This is a genomic window from Vibrio sp. Vb1755, from assembly GCF_033338635.1.
Classification (GTDB): domain Bacteria; phylum Pseudomonadota; class Gammaproteobacteria; order Enterobacterales; family Vibrionaceae; genus Vibrio; species Vibrio alginolyticus.
The window spans coordinates 1-19,281 of sequence record NZ_JAWOTA010000036.1 but is presented as its reverse complement, the minus strand read 5'-3'; the positions used below and the strand labels follow the sequence as shown (position 1 = coordinate 19,281).

Annotated in this window: 17 protein-coding genes, 1 tRNA gene and 1 riboswitch; of the genes, 6 read left to right on the top strand and 12 right to left on the bottom strand. The window is 46.1% G+C overall.

Annotated features, from left to right (window positions below):
* Positions 1–606: 606 nt before the first annotated feature.
* On the bottom strand, positions 607–2,781 hold the full coding sequence (gene uvrD, locus R7E00_RS20895) for a DNA helicase II (protein ID WP_005378778.1): 2,175 nt from the start codon (positions 2,779–2,781) through the stop codon (positions 607–609).
* A gap of 281 nt (positions 2,782–3,062) precedes the next feature.
* Here uvrD and R7E00_RS20890 point away from each other — a divergent pair, with 281 nt between their 5' ends.
* From R7E00_RS20890 to R7E00_RS20875, 4 genes are all read left to right on the top strand, one after another.
* Positions 3,063–3,323 carry a DUF2282 domain-containing protein gene (locus tag R7E00_RS20890; protein WP_005378779.1) on the top strand — a complete coding sequence of 87 codons (261 nt, stop codon included), beginning with the start codon at positions 3,063–3,065 and terminating at the stop codon, positions 3,321–3,323.
* 99 nt (positions 3,324–3,422) lie between these two features.
* Positions 3,423–4,295, top strand: coding sequence for a DUF692 domain-containing protein (locus tag R7E00_RS20885; protein WP_005378781.1), 873 nt, complete (start codon positions 3,423–3,425; stop codon positions 4,293–4,295).
* Complete coding sequence (locus R7E00_RS20880) at positions 4,292–5,050, top strand: DNA-binding domain-containing protein (RefSeq protein WP_005378782.1); 759 nt, start codon at positions 4,292–4,294, stop codon at positions 5,048–5,050. The genes R7E00_RS20885 and R7E00_RS20880 overlap by 4 nt, the downstream gene beginning before the upstream one ends.
* Positions 5,051–5,060: 10 nt before the next feature.
* On the top strand, positions 5,061–5,516 hold the full coding sequence (locus tag R7E00_RS20875) for a DoxX family protein (protein ID WP_005378784.1): 456 nt from the start codon (positions 5,061–5,063) through the stop codon (positions 5,514–5,516).
* Between the two features lie 31 nt (positions 5,517–5,547).
* Here R7E00_RS20875 and R7E00_RS20870 read toward each other — a convergent pair whose 3' ends face one another.
* Positions 5,548–5,829, bottom strand: a complete 282-nt coding sequence (locus tag R7E00_RS20870; protein ID WP_005378786.1) for a hypothetical protein — start codon at positions 5,827–5,829, stop codon at positions 5,548–5,550.
* Between the two features lie 91 nt (positions 5,830–5,920).
* Entirely contained in the window at positions 5,921–7,114 is a 1,194-nt protein-coding gene (locus R7E00_RS20865) for a multidrug effflux MFS transporter (protein ID WP_005382927.1), read from the bottom strand.
* A gap of 107 nt (positions 7,115–7,221) precedes the next feature.
* On the opposite strand from R7E00_RS20865, the gene R7E00_RS20860 reads away from it, so the two are divergent.
* Positions 7,222–8,163 (top strand): LysR family transcriptional regulator, encoded by a 942-nt coding sequence (locus tag R7E00_RS20860; RefSeq protein WP_005378791.1) that lies wholly within the window; start codon positions 7,222–7,224, stop codon positions 8,161–8,163.
* Between the two features lie 203 nt (positions 8,164–8,366).
* Entirely contained in the window at positions 8,367–10,157 is a 1,791-nt protein-coding gene (locus R7E00_RS20855; protein WP_213906393.1) for an aminopeptidase P family protein, read from the top strand.
* Positions 10,158–10,285: 128 nt separating this feature from the next.
* Here the strand turns inward: R7E00_RS20855 and thiH are convergent, their stop codons facing one another.
* The 9 genes from thiH to R7E00_RS20810 all read right to left on the bottom strand — a co-directional run bounded on the left by thiH (position 10,286) and on the right by R7E00_RS20810 (position 19,147).
* Positions 10,286–11,398, bottom strand: a complete 1,113-nt coding sequence (gene thiH / locus R7E00_RS20850; protein WP_213906392.1) for a 2-iminoacetate synthase ThiH — start codon at positions 11,396–11,398, stop codon at positions 10,286–10,288.
* Positions 11,399–11,432: 34 nt separating this feature from the next.
* Positions 11,433–12,200, bottom strand: a complete 768-nt coding sequence (locus R7E00_RS20845; protein WP_213880928.1) for a thiazole synthase — start codon at positions 12,198–12,200, stop codon at positions 11,433–11,435.
* A 5-nt stretch (positions 12,201–12,205) separates the two neighbouring features.
* Positions 12,206–12,460 carry a sulfur carrier protein ThiS gene (thiS, locus tag R7E00_RS20840; RefSeq protein WP_005378804.1) on the bottom strand — a complete coding sequence of 85 codons (255 nt, stop codon included), beginning with the start codon at positions 12,458–12,460 and terminating at the stop codon, positions 12,206–12,208.
* A gap of 38 nt (positions 12,461–12,498) precedes the next feature.
* A complete protein-coding gene (locus R7E00_RS20835; RefSeq protein ID WP_064368864.1) occupies positions 12,499–13,272 on the bottom strand; it encodes a HesA/MoeB/ThiF family protein in 774 nt (257 codons plus the stop codon).
* Positions 13,259–14,674, bottom strand: coding sequence for a thiamine phosphate synthase (locus R7E00_RS20830; protein WP_132937343.1), 1,416 nt, complete (start codon positions 14,672–14,674; stop codon positions 13,259–13,261). The genes R7E00_RS20835 and R7E00_RS20830 overlap by 14 nt, the downstream gene beginning before the upstream one ends.
* Positions 14,674–16,614 (bottom strand): phosphomethylpyrimidine synthase ThiC, encoded by a 1,941-nt coding sequence (gene thiC, locus R7E00_RS20825; RefSeq protein WP_213906391.1) that lies wholly within the window; start codon positions 16,612–16,614, stop codon positions 14,674–14,676. Before thiC ends, R7E00_RS20830 begins: the two co-directional genes overlap by 1 nt.
* A gap of 163 nt (positions 16,615–16,777) precedes the next feature.
* Positions 16,778–16,876, bottom strand: a riboswitch (TPP riboswitch).
* A gap of 60 nt (positions 16,877–16,936) precedes the next feature.
* Positions 16,937–17,320, bottom strand: coding sequence for a fluoride efflux transporter CrcB (gene crcB, locus R7E00_RS20820; protein ID WP_005378811.1), 384 nt, complete (start codon positions 17,318–17,320; stop codon positions 16,937–16,939).
* A 123-nt stretch (positions 17,321–17,443) separates the two neighbouring features.
* Entirely contained in the window at positions 17,444–18,826 is a 1,383-nt protein-coding gene (locus tag R7E00_RS20815) for a multicopper oxidase family protein (RefSeq protein ID WP_213880926.1), read from the bottom strand.
* Positions 18,827–19,070: 244 nt separating this feature from the next.
* Positions 19,071–19,147 (bottom strand) — tRNA-Trp (locus tag R7E00_RS20810).
* Between the last annotated feature and the right edge of the window lie 134 nt (positions 19,148–19,281).

The following is a 19,281-nucleotide window of genomic DNA, read 5'->3' as shown; positions in this document are numbered from 1 at the left end:
CGGAATCAATAGTGACTAGGATGGTTGCTACTAAGGACGGGAAATGGACACCTCTGGACGAGGCAAGGATTTGAACATCAGGATGATGTCAGGGACACCGCTCAGGGAACAAGTGATGAGAGCTAACGAGGATAGTTAGCAGACCAGGATAAGGTCATTAAGGACACCGCTAGGAAGGCGACGTAAGGATTAAGCTGACGGATTCAGCACACTATCATGGATTAGGTGCATGGAGCACTCTTAGTAGCTGGATTGCTGCGAGTAAGACTATAACCCCGATGGGCGCAAGCCCTCGGGGTTTTTCTTTGCCTAAAGTTTTTCTCATCTGCACCGTTAAATCGCGCTTTCGAATTCCATTTTTTTACTGCTTTATCGACGCCAAAACCGCACAAACAAAAAGAGCCGCCGAAGCAGCTCTTAAGTGGATGATACCAATCACAATAAATAAGTGATCAGAAATAGCGTAGGGAAAATGCTTGAGAACAAGGCGCAATTTTTCGATAAGTAGTTATTCTACAATCAAAAATTGCAACGCAGTTATCGAGTATTTTAACAAGCTAGAATGACCAGTTATTTACTACGATTGGTATGAGTTTTGGTCAAGCCTTACAGTTTCTCTAGTCGTGCGTAAGCAGTTACCAACCATTTGATGCCTTCACCGTTAAAGGCAATCTGTACACGGCTTTGTGGACCACTGCCTTCGAAGTTGATGATGGTGCCTTCACCAAACTTTGGATGCATCACACGAGAACCTAGCGTAAAGCCGGTTTCATTAAAGCTCTCTTTCACAACAGTTTGGCTAAATCGACCACTGCTTGAAGGACGGCTAACTTGCGCCTTCATTCGTACTTCATCTAAACAAGTTTCTGGCAGTTCACGGATAAAGCGAGACGGTTTATGGTATTTATCCTGACCGTACAAACGACGCATTTCAGCATAAGTGATGTACAGTTTCTGCATCGCACGGGTCATGCCTACGTAACACAGACGGCGTTCTTCTTCTAAGCGCCCTGCTTCTTCTGCCGACATTTGGCTTGGGAACATGCCTTCTTCCACACCGACCATAAACACCAATGGAAACTCTAGACCTTTCGCACTGTGTAATGTCATGAGCTGAACCGCATCTTCAAATTCGTCCGCTTGTCCTTCGCCCGCTTCTAGTGCTGCGTGGGTTAGGAATGCCGTCAGCAGTGACATGTCTTCGGCTTCTTCTGGTTTCTCGAATTGGCGAGTTGCGGTCACCAATTCCTCCAAGTTCTCAATACGTGCCTTAGACTTTTCGCCCTTCTCTTGCTCGTACATAGCGAACAAGCCCGAGTATTTAATCACATGGTCAGTTTGGTGATGCAGCGGCATCTCTAAGGTGTCGTCTTCTAGCGCGGTGACAAGCTCGATAAAACGGCTCAGAGCACCAGCAGCGCGACCAGCAAGCACCTTCTCGTCCAACATTGCCACACTCGCTTCCCACATGGTGCAACCACGATCACGAGCCGCAAAGCGGATGGTTTCAAGCGTCTTATCGCCCAAACCACGCGTTGGCGTATTCACCACACGTTCAAACGCCGCATCATCGTTACGGTTGGCAATCAGACGCATGTAGCTCAAGGCATCTTTGATTTCCTGACGTTCGAAGAATCGCATGCCGCCGTAGATACGGTAAGGCAGACCGGCTTGAATTAACGCTTCTTCCAGAACACGCGACTGGGCGTTGTTACGGTAAAGCATCGCAGCGTCATTCAGAGCACCGCCCTTGTCTTGCCACTCTTTGATTTTGTTCACCGCAAAACGGGCTTCATCTAATTCGTTGTAAGCGCTGTAAACCGAGATAGGCTCACCGACCACGCCATCCGTCCACAACTCTTTACCCATACGCTCGGTGTTATTCGCAATCAGGGTGTTAGATGCTTCCAGAATGGTCTTGGTTGAACGGTAGTTTTGCTCAAGACGAATGGTATTTACGCTTGGGAATTCGAGCGTAAACTTCTCAATATTCTCGACTTTTGCACCACGCCAACCATAAATCGACTGGTCGTCATCACCTACGATCATCACGTGACACTCAGGACCCGCCATCATACGTAGCCAAGCATATTGAATGTTGTTGGTATCTTGGAACTCGTCCACCAAGATATGCTTAAAGCGTGCTTGGTAGTGTTCACGGACGAACTTGTTATCACGCAGTAGCTCATGTGCGCGCAGCAAGATTTCCGCAAAATCGACTAAACCAGCACGATCACACGCTTCTTGGTAAGCGGTGTACAACTGCAGATATGTCTTGGTTACTGGATCATGGTACGCATCAATGTGCGACGGACGCAGACCTTCGTCTTTCTTACCGTTAATCCACCATGCCACTTGGCGTGCAGGCCATTGCTTCTCATCGAGGTTTTGCGCTTTGATCAAACGCTTTAGCAGACGCTGCTGGTCGTCACTGTCAATGATTTGGAAATCTTCCGGTAGCTTCGCATCAAGATAGTGTGCTCGCAGAATACGGTGACAAATGCCGTGGAAAGTACCATTCCACATACCGCCTGCACTGCCCATCATTAGCTCTTCGATACGTCCACGCATCTCTGCCGCCGCCTTATTGGTAAAGGTTACCGACATGATTGAAAACGGAGAAGCTTGCTCGACCGACATCAGCCAAGCGATACGGTGAACAAGAACGCGTGTCTTACCACTTCCTGCGCCAGCAAGAACGAGCAAGTTTTCTAGAGGTGCTGCAACGGCTTCACGTTGTTTATCGTTCAAACCGTCGAGTAATAGAGATGGATCCATCATGATGAGAGCTACTGGTTATTTATACATAAAAACCGATTATAACCTAAACAACCGGGTGCTGTTTAGACAAAACTTGATAAAAAAATCGATGTTTTTTTGCCCAATACATCAATTAGTTATATCTATTTGACCCTACAAACCCATTTACTTCAGAAATTTTTCTGAAAGTTTTTTAGCCAGTTTCCTATCTTTTAAGTTAAGCAAGTTGATAACAAAAACGCCAAAACAGGCGATTCATCTTGCCAACTTAAAGTAAAGGAAATCATTCAGAGGAATTTATTATGAAAAAGTCGAATCTAGCTGTTACTGCTGCTGTTACTGGTCTTCTAGCTCTTGGTGGCACAATGCTAACTGCAGCTCCAGCTGTCGCTGCTGAAAAAGAAAAGTGCTATGGCGTTTCTAAAGCAGGTAAAAACGACTGTGCAACAAAAAGCAGCTCATGCGCTGGTACTTCTAAAGAAGATAACCAAAAAGACGCATTCGTAGTCGTACCAAAAGGTCTTTGTGACAAACTCGCTGGCGGTAGCACTTCTTCTTCATAATCTTTTATCGCTAGCTATTGTGAGGATGCGTTGACGCTCAACCAACGCAAAGCCAAGACGCATCCTTCTCTTCCCGCACGATTTGAAAAGGAGTTTCACGTGAAACACCACACCTTCCACGACCTTGTTGGAGTTGGATTAAGAACCCCTCACCTCGATTACTTTAGCCAATCCCAGCCTGAGTTGTCTTGGTTAGAAATCCACAGTGAAAACTATTTCCAACCCAATGCAACAGAGCGCCATCAGCTACAAACGCTTCGCGAGCAATATCAAATTAGCTGCCACGGTATTGGTTTGTCGCTAGGTTCGGTGGAACGTGTTAGTCAAAAGCATCTTGCGCAACTTAAATCACTGATTGACTCAATCGACCCAATTCTTGTTTCTGACCATTTAAGTTGGAGTGAAAACGGCGGTCACTACTTTAATGACCTGCTTCCACTTCCGTATACGGAAGAAGCGCTCAACGTGTTCACTCGTAACGTGAATGAAGTGCAGGAATATTTGCAACGCGAGATCTTGATAGAGAACCCATCTAGTTATGTGAAGTTTCAACATTCGACCATCAGCGAATGGGAGTTTCTTACCGAAGTGCAAAAGCGCACTGACTGTCGTTTATTGCTCGATCTAAACAATGTTTATGTTTCGGCGTTCAACCACGGTTTTGATTGCGACACATACCTAGATGCGATTCCAGCCGACAAAGTGGATGAGATTCACTTGGCAGGTTTTACCATAAAACAACTCGACAAAGGTGAGATATGGATTGATACCCATAGCCGCCCAGTTAGTGATGAAGTTTGGCAACTGTTCGCGCAGTGGACAAAAAAACACGGTCCACGTCATACGTTGATTGAATGGGATTTGGATATCCCCGCGCCAGAAGTCTTATTAGGAGAAGCGCAGAAAGCATCGCAACTGCTGTTGCAAGGCACACTTCCAAGTGAACAAAGCGAACCCAGGAAGGCATCATGAATCTAGCCACCTTACAAAGCCAGTTTGCTAAAGCCCTGCACTATCAAGCGCTCGGTGAAGACTGCGATATTGCCAGTGATGAGTTTACCGCTGATGAACGCATACAAATTTACCGCAATAACTTTATCGTCAGCTTAAGCGAAGTGTTGTCCGCGACCTACCCGATGGTTGAAGCGCTGCTTGGTGAAGAATGCTTTGAACAGATAGCTCGCCAGCATGTTCTTTCTTACCCATTAAAAGAAGGAAATGTGGTGCATTATGGCGAAGGCTTTCAAGACACCATCATGCAGTTTAGTCAGGTGATCGCACAAGCACCTTACAGCCCTGAAGTCGCACGCTTCGAGTGGCATATCGACCTAGCTCGTCAAGCACAGTATGAGCAATCCAATGCAGCGGAATTAAAACCGCTTGCGTTACTTGGCGAAGTGAGTGAAGAGCAACAACCCGCTTTAGTCTTACACCTTAAAAAGGGCTGCCGCAGCTTTGACTCCAATTACGCAGTATTCGATCTATTTAGTGCGATTCAAACTGGGCAATTCGAACAACTTAATATCAACCAATTACAGCAAGGTGTCATCTCGATTCAAGCCAATGGAGAAGCCTTGTGTCACGCACTCGATGCCGATGTGTTCCAACTGCTGCAATGTTTAGAGCAGAAGCAGAGTTTGAGCGAAATACCTGAAGTTTTACTCGCTCATCTCAATCGCATCATGGCACTCGATATTGTTGACGGCTTTACATTGCAATCAATCTAAGGAGCACTCTATGACGGATACGGTTAAAAACTTAGTGAATCGGTACGACGATTTAATCAGTACCCTACAAGCTGGCTTTGTCCCTTTACTACTTCTCTTTTGTCGCTTGTGGGTAGCCTGGGTGTTCTTCAATTCAGGACTAATCAAAATCTCATCTTGGGATAGCACGCTGTACTTATTTGAGCTGGAATACCAAGTGCCAATCTTGCCATGGGAATTGGCGGCTTATTTAGGTACGGCTGCGGAGTTGGTTCTACCGGTGTTCTTGGCACTGGGATTGATTACCCGCCCGATGGCAGCAATGCTGTTTGTGTTCAACATCATCGCAGTGATCTCTTACCCACTGTTGTGGGAGAAAGGTTTTTATGACCACCAACTTTGGGGATTGATGATTCTTATCGTAATCGTATGGGGGCCAGGACCGCTGTCTTTGGACCACATCCTGAAAAAGAAAATGACGAGCTAAAAAAATCCCCGCATCATGCGGGGATTTTTTATTATTTATTCAAGTAAGCCAGTAGCTCTTCTGCTGAGATACCTTGCTGAGCGAGGTCTTTTGCCATCTGCTCGACTTGTTCATCTTTGCGTGACTCAATCACTTGCTGAAATTGGTACACGATATCACGCAAAATTGGCAGAGGTACTTGTTTCGCCGCACTACGAATACGCTCGGAGCTTTGATTACCCAGCTCATTAAGCAACTTGCCAAACATCACCTTTTCTGGTGAATCTTCCATTTGCTCTAGAATACGAGCCATTTCATACGTGGTTAACGACATTACTTTTTGAGTTCCGTTATGGTGTCAGGAAAAGTCTGAGTGACAAATATACACGCCTTACTTACATTGGAAAATACTAAATTACACTGATTTACGCTTTCGCAAAGCTCGAGTGCCAGTTCTTCCCTGCTTTTGTAAACAGAACGACCAACGCAGGTAATAGGACCCACATATGAATTGCGATCAAGGTTTGTGGATCCAGAGATAAGCGTTGCAGTGTACCCACCAACAAACCAGAGCCACTCATTTGGAACAATCCAAGCAGTGCAGCTGCCGTGCCCGCCTTATCACCAAACGGTTCTAACGCTTTCCCTGCCGCTGCACCCAGAATGAATGCAAAACCTACAGAAGACATAAAGATAGGTAACATGAAAGAAAGCGCGGTATTCTGACCATTCATCACTAGCATGATCACACCTGCGAGACCCAGAGTTGAGATCCCGGTGACCAAGGTGTTGTGAGTTCCAACGCGCTCCATAAACTTAGGCGCCAGCATACATGCCGCAATGTTTATCACCGCATTTACACCAAACCAGAAAGTGAATTCATTCATCGACAGCCCCATCCCCGTCATCAATACCGACGGTGCTGAGGTAACGTAAGCAAGAATAACCGCCATCGCCATCAAGCATAATGACGCATGGAAAACAAAAGATGGTGTGCTAAGCACTGCCCAATACCGACTAAGCTTAAACACGGCTTGCTTTTCTGTTGACGGGTTAGTCTCTTTCATCATGAAAAACATCAATGATCCAGACACCACAGCAAAACCCGCCATAAAGCTAAAGTTAGCACGCCAGTCAAATTGCTGAGTTAACCAGCTACCTAGAATTGGAGCTAAAGCCGGAATGAAACAAATCGCACCGTTAAGGTAGCTGATCATTTTGCCGCTTTTTTCCGGGCCAAAGATATCGCGAACTGTTGCAAAGGCTGCTACCGATGTCGCACACGCACCTAAGCCTTGTAGCAGTCGGGAAACCAACATCCACTCAATATTTTGAGCACTCCACGCCAATAAAGCGCTCATCGCGTAAATGGTGATACCGCCCAATGCAACAGTTCGACGTCCGAGTTTATCTGCTAGGGGACCTGCGAATAGCTGACCAACACCCATAGCAAATAAGAACCAAGTGATCGTGTCTTGTGCTAGCGCATTATCGACCTGAAAAGTGGAAGCAATAAGAGGTAAAGCAGGTAGATAAATATCAATCGCTAAAGGACTGAAAAGAACCAAAAGGGTCAATAACGCCATCTGTTTTTTACTATTAGAAAACTGGCTAGACACACAACACTCCGAATTGGATAAAGAACTTTGGGTAAAGCTTAATCATCTGATGATATGAATGGAAATGATGTATAATCATGAGCATTATTCCTCAGAGGAAATTCACTGTGAACGTCGAAAAACTGGCTCGTATCGATTTAAATCTATTGGTCTGCTTTAAAGTGCTGATTGAAGAGTTAAACGTTACTCGTGCGGCCCACCGATTGTGCTTAAGCCAATCCGCCGTAAGTAAATCACTGGCTAAACTGCGCATTCAATTTGATGACCCTCTTTTCACTCGAAACTCACATGGATTAACACCTACGCCGCGCGCATTGTTTCTTAAACCGAAACTGGATCTGTTGATAAATCAGTTAGAAGTGCTGACTCAACCCGAAGAGTTTTCTCCGCAAAGCAGTGAATACCGTTTTCAAATAGCAGCGGTAGAGAGTGTCTACCCTCTCATTCTACCCCATTTCTTACCGGCGATTTTTCAACAAGCACCTGGCGTGACAATTAGCACACACCCGTGGTCGGATAATACATTTAAAATGCTTCAACGCGGCGAACTGGATTTAGGCTTAACTGGAAAAGATATCGATATAAACGATGCCAAGCTGACTCTTCAACCACCCGATGACATTTGCGAGTTGGAAATTTATCGTGATTACCAAATGTGCATTATTCGCAAAAACCACCCTGCGCTAAAACAACCTTGGAATCTGGAAGCCTATCTCGCCCTACGCCATGTACAGGTGCGTTGTGATGGCAACGACCGTTGGTTGCTAGATTATCGCCTTGCAGATATTGGCGCCGACCGCGATATTGCCGTCACTGTGCCCGACTTTAACAGTGCCGCAAGTTTATGTTCATACACCGACTTTATCTTTACTGCGCCAAGTCATTTTGTGCAACTTGCGGCCAAACAGCTTGATTTGGTCGTGCTGCCACTACCGTTAGAATTCCCACCTATGGCTTACACTTTATTCTGGCACCGAGATAGAGAAAACGACCCTGCATTAGGCTGGCTACGTACGATGATCACACAAAAAACCGATCACCTTAGATAAAAACACCGCACTCAATTTGCGCTTAGCGGCTAAAATGAGTAGCTTAACTGTCGTAGTCCTTTTTGGCTCATCTATGGCCTAGTTGTACTCCGACTCTATTGAAGTGATTGCGAACCTCAATGGAATCGTAAACTGCATGAAGCAGATGGAAACAGCTCCCACACCTGAGCATGAAGGAGCGGTAATTTGAAGGAATAACACAGATGCACAACGATACCCAAAGCCGCGTGAATGCAATTCGCGAATGGCTAGCACAACATAATATTGATGCCCTACTTGTCCCTCATGAAGACGAGTACTTGGGTGAATACGTACCAGCGCACAACGAGCGTTTACATTGGCTAACTGGCTTTACTGGTTCTGCTGGTGCTGCGGTAATCACCAAAGACAAAGCCGCTATCTTTGTTGATGGTCGCTACACAGTACAAGTAACAAAGCAGGTTCCTGCTGATCTATTCGAATACCGTCACTTGATTGAAGAGCCTGCACTAGATTGGATTAAAGACCATCTTGCAAATGGCGCGTCTGTGGCAATCGACCCTCGCATGCACAACGCTGCTTGGCTAGACATGGCACAAGCAAAACTTGCTGGCGCACTTGAGCTTAAGATTCTCGATAGCAACCCAATTGATGAACTGTGGCACGACCGCCCTGCTCCTGTGGTTTCTGATGTTCGCCTAATGGCAACAGAAGCAGTTGGTCAGTCAAGTGAAAGCAAACGCCAAGAAATCGCAGAGCTCGTGAAAAAAGCCGGTGCAGACAGCGCAGTGATCACAGCACTTGATTCTATCTGTTGGTTACTCAACGTTCGTGGTCTTGATGTATCACGTTTACCAGTTCTGCTTTCTCACGCGATTCTGCACTCAGACTCAAGCGTGGAATACTTCCTAGATCCTGCTCGCCTACCTGCTGAGTTTGACGCTCATGTTGGTGCCGGCGTGACGGTTCATCACCCAGAAGCATTGCAAGCACGACTAGAAAACCTAACTGGCAAGAATGTACTGGTTGACCCTGCGACAAGTAACGCGTGGTTTAAGCTGGTGCTTCAAAACGCAGGCGCATCTGTGGTGAGTAAAGCTGATCCATGCCTAATGCCAAAAGCAGCAAAGAACGCAGTTGAAATCGCAGGCATGAAAGCATGTCATATCCGCGATGGCGTAGCGATGAGTAAGTTCCTGTCTTGGTTAGATGCTGAAGTCGCTGCTGGTAACCTGCATGATGAAGCGACGATGGCAGACAAACTGGAAGCGTTCCGTAGCGAAGACCCGACACTTATGGATCTTAGCTTCGATACTATCTCGGCAGCAGGTGGCAACGCGGCGATGTGTCACTATAATCACGAGAACCAACCTGAACCTGGCAAGCTAGAACTGAACACACTTTACCTAGTGGATTCAGGCGGTCAGTACCTAGATGGCACGACAGACATCACGCGTACCATTGCGATCGGTCAGCCTTCACAAGAGATGATTAAACAGTTCACTCTTGCGCTAAAAGGTCACATCGGTGTTGCTCGTGCACGTTTCCCGAAAGGCACACGTGGTTACCAAATCGATACGCTAGCTCGTCAGCACCTATGGGCGGAAGGCTACGATTACGATCACGGTACTGGTCACGGTGTTGGTCACTTCCTAAGTGTTCATGAAGGTCCAGCAAGCATTTCGAAGAAGCAAATCGACGTGCCTCTAACAGAAGGTATGGTGCTATCCAACGAACCAGGCTACTACCGTGCAGATGCGTTTGGTATTCGTATTGAAAACTTAGAGCTTGTTGTTGAAACCGCAACAAACGGTGACTTCCCTGTTCTGTCATTTGAGTCGCTAACACGCTGTCCAATCGACAAGCGAAATATCAACGTTGATATGCTAACTCGTCCAGAACTTGCTTGGCTGAATGATTACCATCAGAAGGTATGGGATGAGATCAGCCCACTTGTTGAAGGTGATGTGAAAGAGTGGCTTCGTCAAGCAACGCTACCAGTAGCACATAGCTAGAAGCTAGAAGCTAGAAGCTAGAAGCTAGAAGCTAGAAAAAAGTAGAGGGTTGATGTTTTGCATCAACCCTCTTTTTTTGCCTATGTTTCACGTGAAACATAACGATGACCAGTGGCTTTCTTTGCTACTTAACCAGAATACGCCGAGTGCCAATCTCGCCATACAGGGTCAAACCCTTTGGCTCGAATCATATCTTCCACAGAACCTGCGCTTCGCTCATCACTGATCTCAAACTGCTCGAGTTCAACATCATCCATCGCATAACCACCCGGCTGAGTTTTCGATGCAGCAGACATACTGGTAATGCCTAAAGGCAATGCGTTATCTCTAAACTTCGGTGACTCACGAGTCGATAATGACAACTCCACTTCTGGATTCAACAAACGATAAGCGCAAATCAGCTGAACAAGTTGCTTATCCGTCATGACTGATTTGGGTTGGAGCGCACCCTCACAAGGACGCAAACGCGGGAAAGAAATCGAGTAACGAGTCTGCCAATACGTGCGCTCTAGATAGTCCAAGTGCGCTGCCACATAAAAGCAATCGGTACGCCACTCTTCCAACCCTATCAAAGCACCGATACCGATCTTATCAATACCCGCTTTTGCAAGACGATCGGGTGTATCCAATCGGTATTCGAAATCCATCTTGTTGCCACGCAAATGGTGCTCGGCGTAAGTCGAAGGATGATACGTTTCTTGATAGACCATCACCGCATCTAAACCCAATGTCTTGAGCTCAGCGTATTCGTCTTGATCAAGTGGCTGTACTTCCATCGCTAAATAGTTAAAACGTTGCTTAATCATCGGCACCATGTCGCGGAAGTATTTCATCCCCACTTTGGTTTCATGTTCGCCAGTCACCAGCAATACGCTATCAAACTTCATGCGTTTAATGGCTTCAACTTCTGCAGCCACTTCGTCCCTATTCAAAGTACGACGCTTGATTCTATTCTCCATCGAGAAGCCACAATAAGTACAAGCATTGGCACACAAGTTAGAAAGGTACAATGGAATGTAAAGCGACATGGTATTACCAAAGCGCTTACGAGTTGCCGAATATGACAGCTGCGCCATTTGCTCTAAGTACGCTTCAGCCGCTGGTGAAATTAGCGCTTTAAAGTCTTCCAAATCACGCTTGGGTTTATTCAATGCTCGCTCGACGTCTTTTGCCGTTTTCGCATAGATAGACATCGAAATGTCATCCCAATTAAGCTGCTTAAATTGTTCAACGAAGCTCATGTTTTCCTCGCTTAATAGCTAAACCAATCTAGGACTAAAGCTCATCTAGGAATGACGTCAGTGGACTCGACGCAACCGCATGAGAAACCTTACCTGCAAGTCCGGCTTCATAAGCCATACGCCCCGACTCTACCGCCAACTTAAATGCTTTCGCCATCGCAACGGGATCGCTCGAAGTCGCAATCGCGGTATTAACTAGCACGGCATCCGCGCCCATTTCCATCGCACGCGCGGCATGTGAAGGAGCACCAATACCCGCATCAACAATGACAGGAACATTAGCTTGGTCGATGATGATCTCTAGGAAATCGTGAGAAACTATCCCTTTGTTGGAACCAATCGGAGCACCCAATGGCATGACAGCAGCGCAGCCAACCTCTTCCAATCGTTTACACAGAACCGGGTCAGCATGACAGTAAGGAAGGACAATGAAGCCTTCACGAACCAGCTGTTCAGCGGCTGCAAGTGTCTCAATTGGATCGGGCATCAAGTACTTCGGGTCTGGATGAATTTCCAGTTTTAGCCAGTTAGTACCCAACGCTTCTCGCGCCAGTTGTGCAGCAAACACAGCATCTTTAGCATTCTTTGCTCCTGATGTGTTTGGCAATAAGTTCACCCCCGCTTTTACTAGCGGCAGCAAAATATCGTCTTGTTGGTCATTCACATCCACACGCTTCAACGCCATGGTCGCAAGTTGAGAACCCGATACTTGAATCGCTTCTGCCATTAATCGGCTGCTGGCAAATTTCCCTGTTCCCGTGAACAGTCTTGATTCGAATTGTTTATCACCAATTTTAAGCATCGACTTTAACCCCCTGCGATCGCTTGAAACAAAGAGATGCTATCTCCCTGTGAAAGAACTGTGCTAGCCCACTCACTGCGTGGCACAACATTGTTATTAATTGCAAAAACACAGCCCATTTCAGGCAGCGCAAATTGACTAATGATTTGCTGTAGATTCGACTCACTGGCAACTTGATGTGACTGGTCATTGATGACAATAGTGATCACATCTAAGTCAGCAGCGGTCATTTGTGTTGTTTGTTGTTCTGATAACGTCATTGCTTCCAACTCTCTTAATTCTGCCCATTACTCACAAGCTAAATCTGAGCACACACTTGGCACTGTTTATCTTTGCTTATCGCCATGGTTTGCCATTGCAGTTTCAACCCATCAAACAGATGCAACTTGGCAGTCTCGACATGAAACTTTCCCGTCGCCAATTTTTGAATTGCCGCAATCGCTTGGTAGTTGCCAAGTGTGCCCACCACCGGACCGACGACACCGCTCTCACTGCACTTTTGCGTTTGCGGTAATTCGTCAAACGGATACAAACAGCGGTAACAGGCTTTACTCTGCGCTTCTTGTTCACTTGGTGTTTGATAATCAAAGACAGCGAATTGCCCTTGCCAACCAATTGCCGCCGCCGAGATGAGCGGTGTATTTTGCTCGAAACAAACTTGGTTAATGAGCTGGCGCGTTGGCATGTTATCGGTGCAGTCGAGCACCACATCCGCTAGCATCACCTCAAGCTGCAGCTGTGCTTTGTCTAATCGCCTATTGAGAGCACGAATTTGGACCATAGAATTAAGTTCAGTGAGTTGCTTTACAGTCGCTTTTGTTTTCGCAACTTGGATGTCTTGCTCACGATAAATGATCTGACGTTGTAGGTTACTGCTATCAACTTCATCGTCATCGACCACAACCAATTTACCAACACCCGCTGATGCCAAGTACAAACTCGCTGCGCTCCCTAACCCACCACAACCGATGATCAGCACATGCGATTTGCTCAAGCACTCTTGCCCACTTTCAGCAATTTCAGGCAGAGCGACTTGGCGTTGATAGCGAAGGAACTGCTTATCCGTGAGCATGCTCACCTCTCTTGCTATGCGCCAACTCAATATTCTTATCAGTAAACGTTAGCTGTCTTTCCTTCATCAGTTGTGCGAAGAACTCGATGACCGATTGAGGTGATTCTGCCAACGTAAGAGCTCGCACAACTGCCAAACTAGAAACACCTGTTTGCCAAACTTGGGCTGCATTAGATTGGTCAATACCACCAATCGCAACCGTCGGAAAGCCAAGCACATTGTCACTAACTGCTTTGTCTTTTGAAGGACGGAAAGCAGCCTCTGTGTTTGTATAAGGAATGCTATCAATCAGCTTTTGATACAGTGCCAAGCGCACCAAGCCTTGTGGTTTCGATGGCATCTGTTTTGTGGTGGTTGGGAAAATATGCCCTAGTGCGATGTAGCTAGGATGAATTTGTACGATGCGCAGTAGTTCGTAATAACCATGCGTAGAAAGACCAAGACGAATGCCGGCTTTAGTTAGCTGAGCCAAATTCGATTCTTCTATGTCTTCTTGTCCTAGGTGAACGCCATAAGCGCCATGCTTGATTGCCAACTGCCAATAGTCATTGATGAACACTTGTGCTTGATACTGACGACCTAGCTCAATTGCTCGAATGATCTGTTGTTCTAAATCGGCTTGTTGTGGGTTCTTGATTCGCAGTTGAATAGTGTTGATGCCTAGTGGCAGTAGACGCTCAATCCAAGCAACATCATCAACGACTGGATAGAGCCCTAGACTTTGCTTAGTTAGAGTTGGAAAGCTAACACTCTCGCCTTGTGCAGACCAACCAACTTGAATACCTAGTCGCTTATCCTCCAGTACAGGTATGGGGAAATCATCAAATTGATCAGCCCACTGAGTAGATCTTCCCTCGTCAAGGTTGTCATTCAACAGTGTTTCACGTGAAACATTCGCTTGTTGAGTTAGCATTCCTCGAGCAAGTGTTAACGCATCTTCGATAGGAAAATCGAGTACTGTCAGCGTTACTGTCCAAGCAAGGTGATGTTCGGGATCGAACATTGCGTTGAGTTTGGACTTAACAGAAAGCGCTCTCACTTCGTCGTTGATTGGGTGACGCCAGATATCAAGCTGAAGCACTTTCTCCTTTTCATCGGAAACCTGCGTATCAGCAATGCCAATATAAATCGCTTTCGACGGTTGCTTAGCACACGCTTCTACCGACAAAGCAGAACGGTAATAGAGAGTAAATGAACACTCAGGCTCAAAGTTATGTCCACCAATAAGGTCAGTCGTTATATGTGTAATCTGTTGGTCGCGAACAAGCTGAATAGATTGAGTTGGGCTCACACCCAACTCAATGTCTTCGATGCTAAAACCCTGTTCTTTCGCCAACAACAAACATTGCTGAACTAAACCTGTCAGTTCAATCAATGATGACGGAATAAGGATTTTGCTCATTAGTCACTTACCTCGGCATGTGCTGCTGGGTGGTATAGCTCGGAGCCTGACTCTCTAAATTCTTGCGATTTCTGACGCATCCCCTCAAGAGGATCATCCAGCATTTTGATCGAGATAGCTTGGTCCGCAGCAACTTGCTCAGTGTCTTTCGCATATTCTCGAACCTCTTGCGAAATCTTCATCGAGCAGAACTTTGGTCCGCACATCGAACAGAAGTGAGCGACTTTTCCAGACTCTTGAGGCAAGGTTTCATCATGGAAAGCACGCGCGGTATCTGGGTCGAGCGACAAGTTGAATTGGTCTTCCCAACGGAACTCGAAGCGAGCTTTAGAAAGCGCGTTATCACGAACTTGTGCACCAGGGTGTCCCTTCGCTAAATCAGCGGCGTGCGCAGCAAGCTTGTAAGTGATCATGCCTACTTTCACGTCTTCTTTGTTTGGTAAACCGAGGTGCTCTTTCGGAGTTACGTAGCAAAGCATTGCACAGCCATACCAACCAATCATGGCAGCGCCGATGCCTGAAGTAATATGGTCGTAACCAGGAGCGACGTCTGTCGTCAATGGACCAAGGGTATAGAAAGGAGCCTCATGACAGTGCTCTAACTGCTCTTCCATGTTCTCTTTGATCATATGCATTGGAACATGACCAGGGCCTTCAATAATCACCTGTACGTCGTATTCCCACGCAATCTTGGTTAACTCACCAAGGGTACGAAGCTCTGCAAATTGCGCTTCGTCGTTAGCATCGGCCATCGAGCCAGGACGCAGACCATCACCGAGAGAAAGTGCGACATCATACTTAGCACAGATTTCACAGATCTCTCGGAAGTGGGTATATAAGAAGCTTTCTTGGTGATGCGCTAAACACCATTTCGCGATGATAGAGCCACCACGAGAGACGATGCCAGTAACGCGTTTTGCAGTCATTGGCACATAACGAAGTAGTAAACCGGCATGGATAGTAAAGTAGTCAACGCCCTGCTCTGCTTGCTCAATCAGGGTATCGCGCATCACTTCCCAGTTAAGGTTTTCCGCAACACCATTCACTTTCTCAAGCGCTTGATACATTGGTACGGTACCGATCGGAACCGGACTGTTACGTAGAATCCACTCGCGAGTTTCGTGGATGTTACGTCCAGTAGAGAGATCCATAACGGTATCTCCACCCCAACGTGTCGCCCAAACGAGCTTCTCTACTTCTTCCTCAATCGAAGAAGTGACCGATGAGTTACCGATGTTGGCGTTCACTTTGACCAAAAAGTTACGTCCAATGATCATTGGTTCGGATTCTGGGTGGTTAATATTGGAAGGGATAATAGCGCGACCTTCGGCGACTTCTTTGCGCACGAATTCGGCGGTAATATCTTTTGGTAGGTTCGCTCCGAAGCTTTGACCCGGATGCTGTTGATTCAGCACTTCATCGCGATACTTGGCACGCCCCATGTTTTCACGCAGCGCGATATATTCCATTTCTGGGGTAATAATACCTTTGCGAGCATAGTGCAATTGAGTCACACAATGGCCATCTTTGGCACGTCGAATACGTGGTAGATTTCCGTAACGAAGATCGTCTAGCGTTTCATCTTCTAAGCGCTCTTTGGTGTATACCGAGCTTACTTCATCAAGTAGCTCAGTATCGGCACGCTCTTCAATCCACCCTTCTCTCAGCTTAGGTAAGCCGCTATAGAGGTCTATGGTGTGCTCTGGATCTGTGTATACACCCGACGTATCGTAAACGCGTACTGGCTCATTAGGTTCGAATATAGGCGCTTCTTTTGTGCCTCCAATAAGGCTATCAGCGAGTGATATCTCACGCATTGGCACACGAATATCTGGACGTGAGCCTTCTACGTAGACTTTGCTTGAATTGGGGTACGGTTGTACCGAGAGTGTATCAATGAACTGTTTTGCTTCCAGTCTCGCTTGTTTGCGACTCGACATAGCATTTTTCCTTGCTTTGTTATACTAGATAAAAAGTAATTGGATAAAAATGCTTGGCGGATAGATGCGACAAGAGGAGTCAAATTAAGGCTAGTTAAAGCTTACGATATTTGCCTGTAACAACATTCGACTTTTGATAGGTCAACCAGAAAGAACTCCGGTGTGAATATCTTCTCTTGTTCCCTTCGCAGATTCTAATCTGATCAGGTTCAACGGATCCCGAATTAACGGTCTCAGCCTTATGGCACTCCGACAAGTGATGTCAGTATATAAAAACGGCTTGGTGAAACCAAGCCGACCTGTTCAATTTTTAACTACTTTGCTAGCTGCGCATCAATAATTGAAAGCCTATCCACGCCGCTGAAATACTTAACACTACATTCAACAATACGTTCAACCCCATCTTAAAGAAAGCGCCCTGCTGCATAAGCAACACATTATCCATCGAGAAGGTGGAAAACGTCGTTAGTGCCCCTAAAAAACCCAAGCCAATCACTTGTCGCCAAGGTTCCGTTGCCAAAAGTTCATTATCGAAAGCTGCTATCAATAAGCCCATCATAAATGAGCCAACAACGTTAACGGTTAACGTACCATATGGAAAACCACGCCCCAATAAAATGACACAAAGTTCAGAAATTAAGTAACGAGAACATGCACCAAATGCACCACCCAATGCAATAAAACCCAAAACGGATAGTTGTCCCATAATTCCCCCAGAAAAGTTAATGGCGACATTGTAATCAAATTTACGGCAATAGTGATTATACAATCTTAGAATTCAGCAAAGTATAGCGCTTAAAACTTATCAAGATTTTAAAAGTTACAGGAGTCACTTTACTTCAATGTACCCCATCAAACCCGTCTTCATATGTTCAATTACATGACAATGGTACATCCAACGCCCTGGGTTATCTGCAACAAATGCCGCTTTCGCACTGCCGTTTTTTCCAAGTAAGACCGTATCGGTATGAAACGGTTCGTCGAGTTTTTTGCCATCTAACTCAAGAACCGTAAATGTGTGTCCATGAAGATGAATAGGATGATGATATTGGGTGACGTTCTTTAGGTTGAAGATATAGGTTTTTCCAATCTCCAATGTTGAAAGCGGCGCTGGAATATTATCTTTGCTCATTCCCTCCCAAGCCCGTTTGTTCATCAGCCAGAATTGGGGGATCGCTTTGCCCGATTGATCAGCAGGAGTGATCGCCCCCTCCCACTCAAACACATAATCGATTTGCTCTGCATTTTTCAAATCGAGAGCTGGCACAGGGTTGAGAGGTAATAAAGGCAGTTTCTGGTTGTTCGACAGGTCAGACTCAACAACGTCAAACTCGCACAAAGGGAATGGGAAGCGTCCTTTCATTTGACGCACATAAACACGTGTTCCAGCCTTCGGAGCAATCAATCCGATATCTAACCTCATTCCCGGACCAATTTTGTGCTGAGTGAGCTTATAAGGCGCTTTAACAGGATTACCATCAATAGCAATAACCCAAGCCTCTGCACCTTCAATAGCGATCGGGTAAGTAATGGTATTATCGACATTAGCAATTCTTAATCGCGTAGTGGCATTCTGCTTCAGCGTATAAACAGGTTCATGCACACCATTGACGCTACTCCACTCTCCGGGAGTCCCCATACGAGCGCTCAAGCGCGGCACCATAAGGTTCTTCCACTGACCTAGTTTGTCTAAATGCCAATGCTTGAGGACGACTTCATGCTCTTCATCAAACTGAACCGGCTCTGCCTCTTCAACGACAATTAGCCCGACTAAGCCCATACCAAGCTGCTTCACACTATTCATATGTGGGTGATACCAAAATGTGCCCGCATCTGGTGGTGTAAATTCATAAACGAATGTTTCACCTGGCATGATAGGCTGCTGGCTCAAGAAAGGGACACCATCCATTTCAATAGGGATTCGCAAGCCATGCCAGTGGATTGTAGTCGGCTCTGAAAGCTTGTTAGTAAACCGAATTATAACTTTCTCGCCTTGGCGACAACGAATCACAGGCGCTGGAATCGAACCATTAAATGCGAGTACGTCTGTGTTAAACCCAGGGACCAATTCTGCAGTAGAAGGTTCTGCAGTGATATCGTATATATATTGTCCCTGCTTATTAGTGCTCCTAGATAGAGAACATGCAGGTAGAACGGTAAGCGCGGAGATTGCTAAGGATGATTGAAGAAAGCGTCGACGAGATATATCCATACATAGTTACTCATTAATCCAGATCGGTTGAGTGTAACTAAATATAAATAGTGATTCCCCTTTATTATTAAAATTTCGGGCCACTGATCATTACAGCTAACTGTAGTTTCGTTCGTTCAGTAGATTAAATGCTGCCAAAGTACAGCAGAAAGCCATACTTACGGGATAAGAGTAGAAATAAGCTGTAATAATGAGAAGAAACCAGATACAAAAAAGGCTCTGACCTAAGTCAGAGCCTGATATGTGGCAGGGGTGGAGAGATTCGAACTCCCAACACGCGGATTTGGAATCCGCTGCTCTGCCAATTGGAGCTACACCCCTATAGAATTTTCATATTCTAGATTTGACAAAACCTCGCATAAGCGAGGTTGTCGATATTAAGTGGCGGAGTGGACGGGACTCGAACCCGCGACCCCCGGCGTGACAGGCCGGTATTCTAACCAACTGAACTACCA

Bases quoted from the DNA above. Each gene is read 5' to 3' on its own strand.
- R7E00_RS20830 (WP_132937343.1), bottom strand. From the start codon at position 14,674: ATGAGCAAAATCCTTATTCCGTCATCATTGATTGAACTGACAGGTTTA.
- thiS (WP_005378804.1), bottom strand. From the start codon at position 12,460: ATGACGTTATCAGAACAACAAACAACACAAATGACCGCTGCTGACTTA.
- R7E00_RS20880 (WP_005378782.1), top strand. From the start codon at position 4,292: ATGAATCTAGCCACCTTACAAAGCCAGTTTGCTAAAGCCCTGCACTAT.
- R7E00_RS20870 (WP_005378786.1), bottom strand. From the start codon at position 5,829: ATGTCGTTAACCACGTATGAAATGGCTCGTATTCTAGAGCAAATGGAA.
- thiH (WP_213906392.1), bottom strand. From the start codon at position 11,398: ATGAGCTTCGTTGAACAATTTAAGCAGCTTAATTGGGATGACATTTCG.
- R7E00_RS20875 (WP_005378784.1), top strand. From the start codon at position 5,061: ATGACGGATACGGTTAAAAACTTAGTGAATCGGTACGACGATTTAATC.
- uvrD (WP_005378778.1), bottom strand. From the start codon at position 2,781: ATGATGGATCCATCTCTATTACTCGACGGTTTGAACGATAAACAACGT.
- R7E00_RS20835 (WP_064368864.1), bottom strand. From the start codon at position 13,272: ATGCTCACGGATAAGCAGTTCCTTCGCTATCAACGCCAAGTCGCTCTG.
- R7E00_RS20845 (WP_213880928.1), bottom strand. From the start codon at position 12,200: ATGCTTAAAATTGGTGATAAACAATTCGAATCAAGACTGTTCACGGGA.
- R7E00_RS20890 (WP_005378779.1), top strand. From the start codon at position 3,063: ATGAAAAAGTCGAATCTAGCTGTTACTGCTGCTGTTACTGGTCTTCTA.
- thiC (WP_213906391.1), bottom strand. From the start codon at position 16,614: ATGTCGAGTCGCAAACAAGCGAGACTGGAAGCAAAACAGTTCATTGAT.
- R7E00_RS20815 (WP_213880926.1), bottom strand. From the start codon at position 18,826: ATGGATATATCTCGTCGACGCTTTCTTCAATCATCCTTAGCAATCTCC.
- R7E00_RS20855 (WP_213906393.1), top strand. From the start codon at position 8,367: ATGCACAACGATACCCAAAGCCGCGTGAATGCAATTCGCGAATGGCTA.
- crcB (WP_005378811.1), bottom strand. From the start codon at position 17,320: ATGGGACAACTATCCGTTTTGGGTTTTATTGCATTGGGTGGTGCATTT.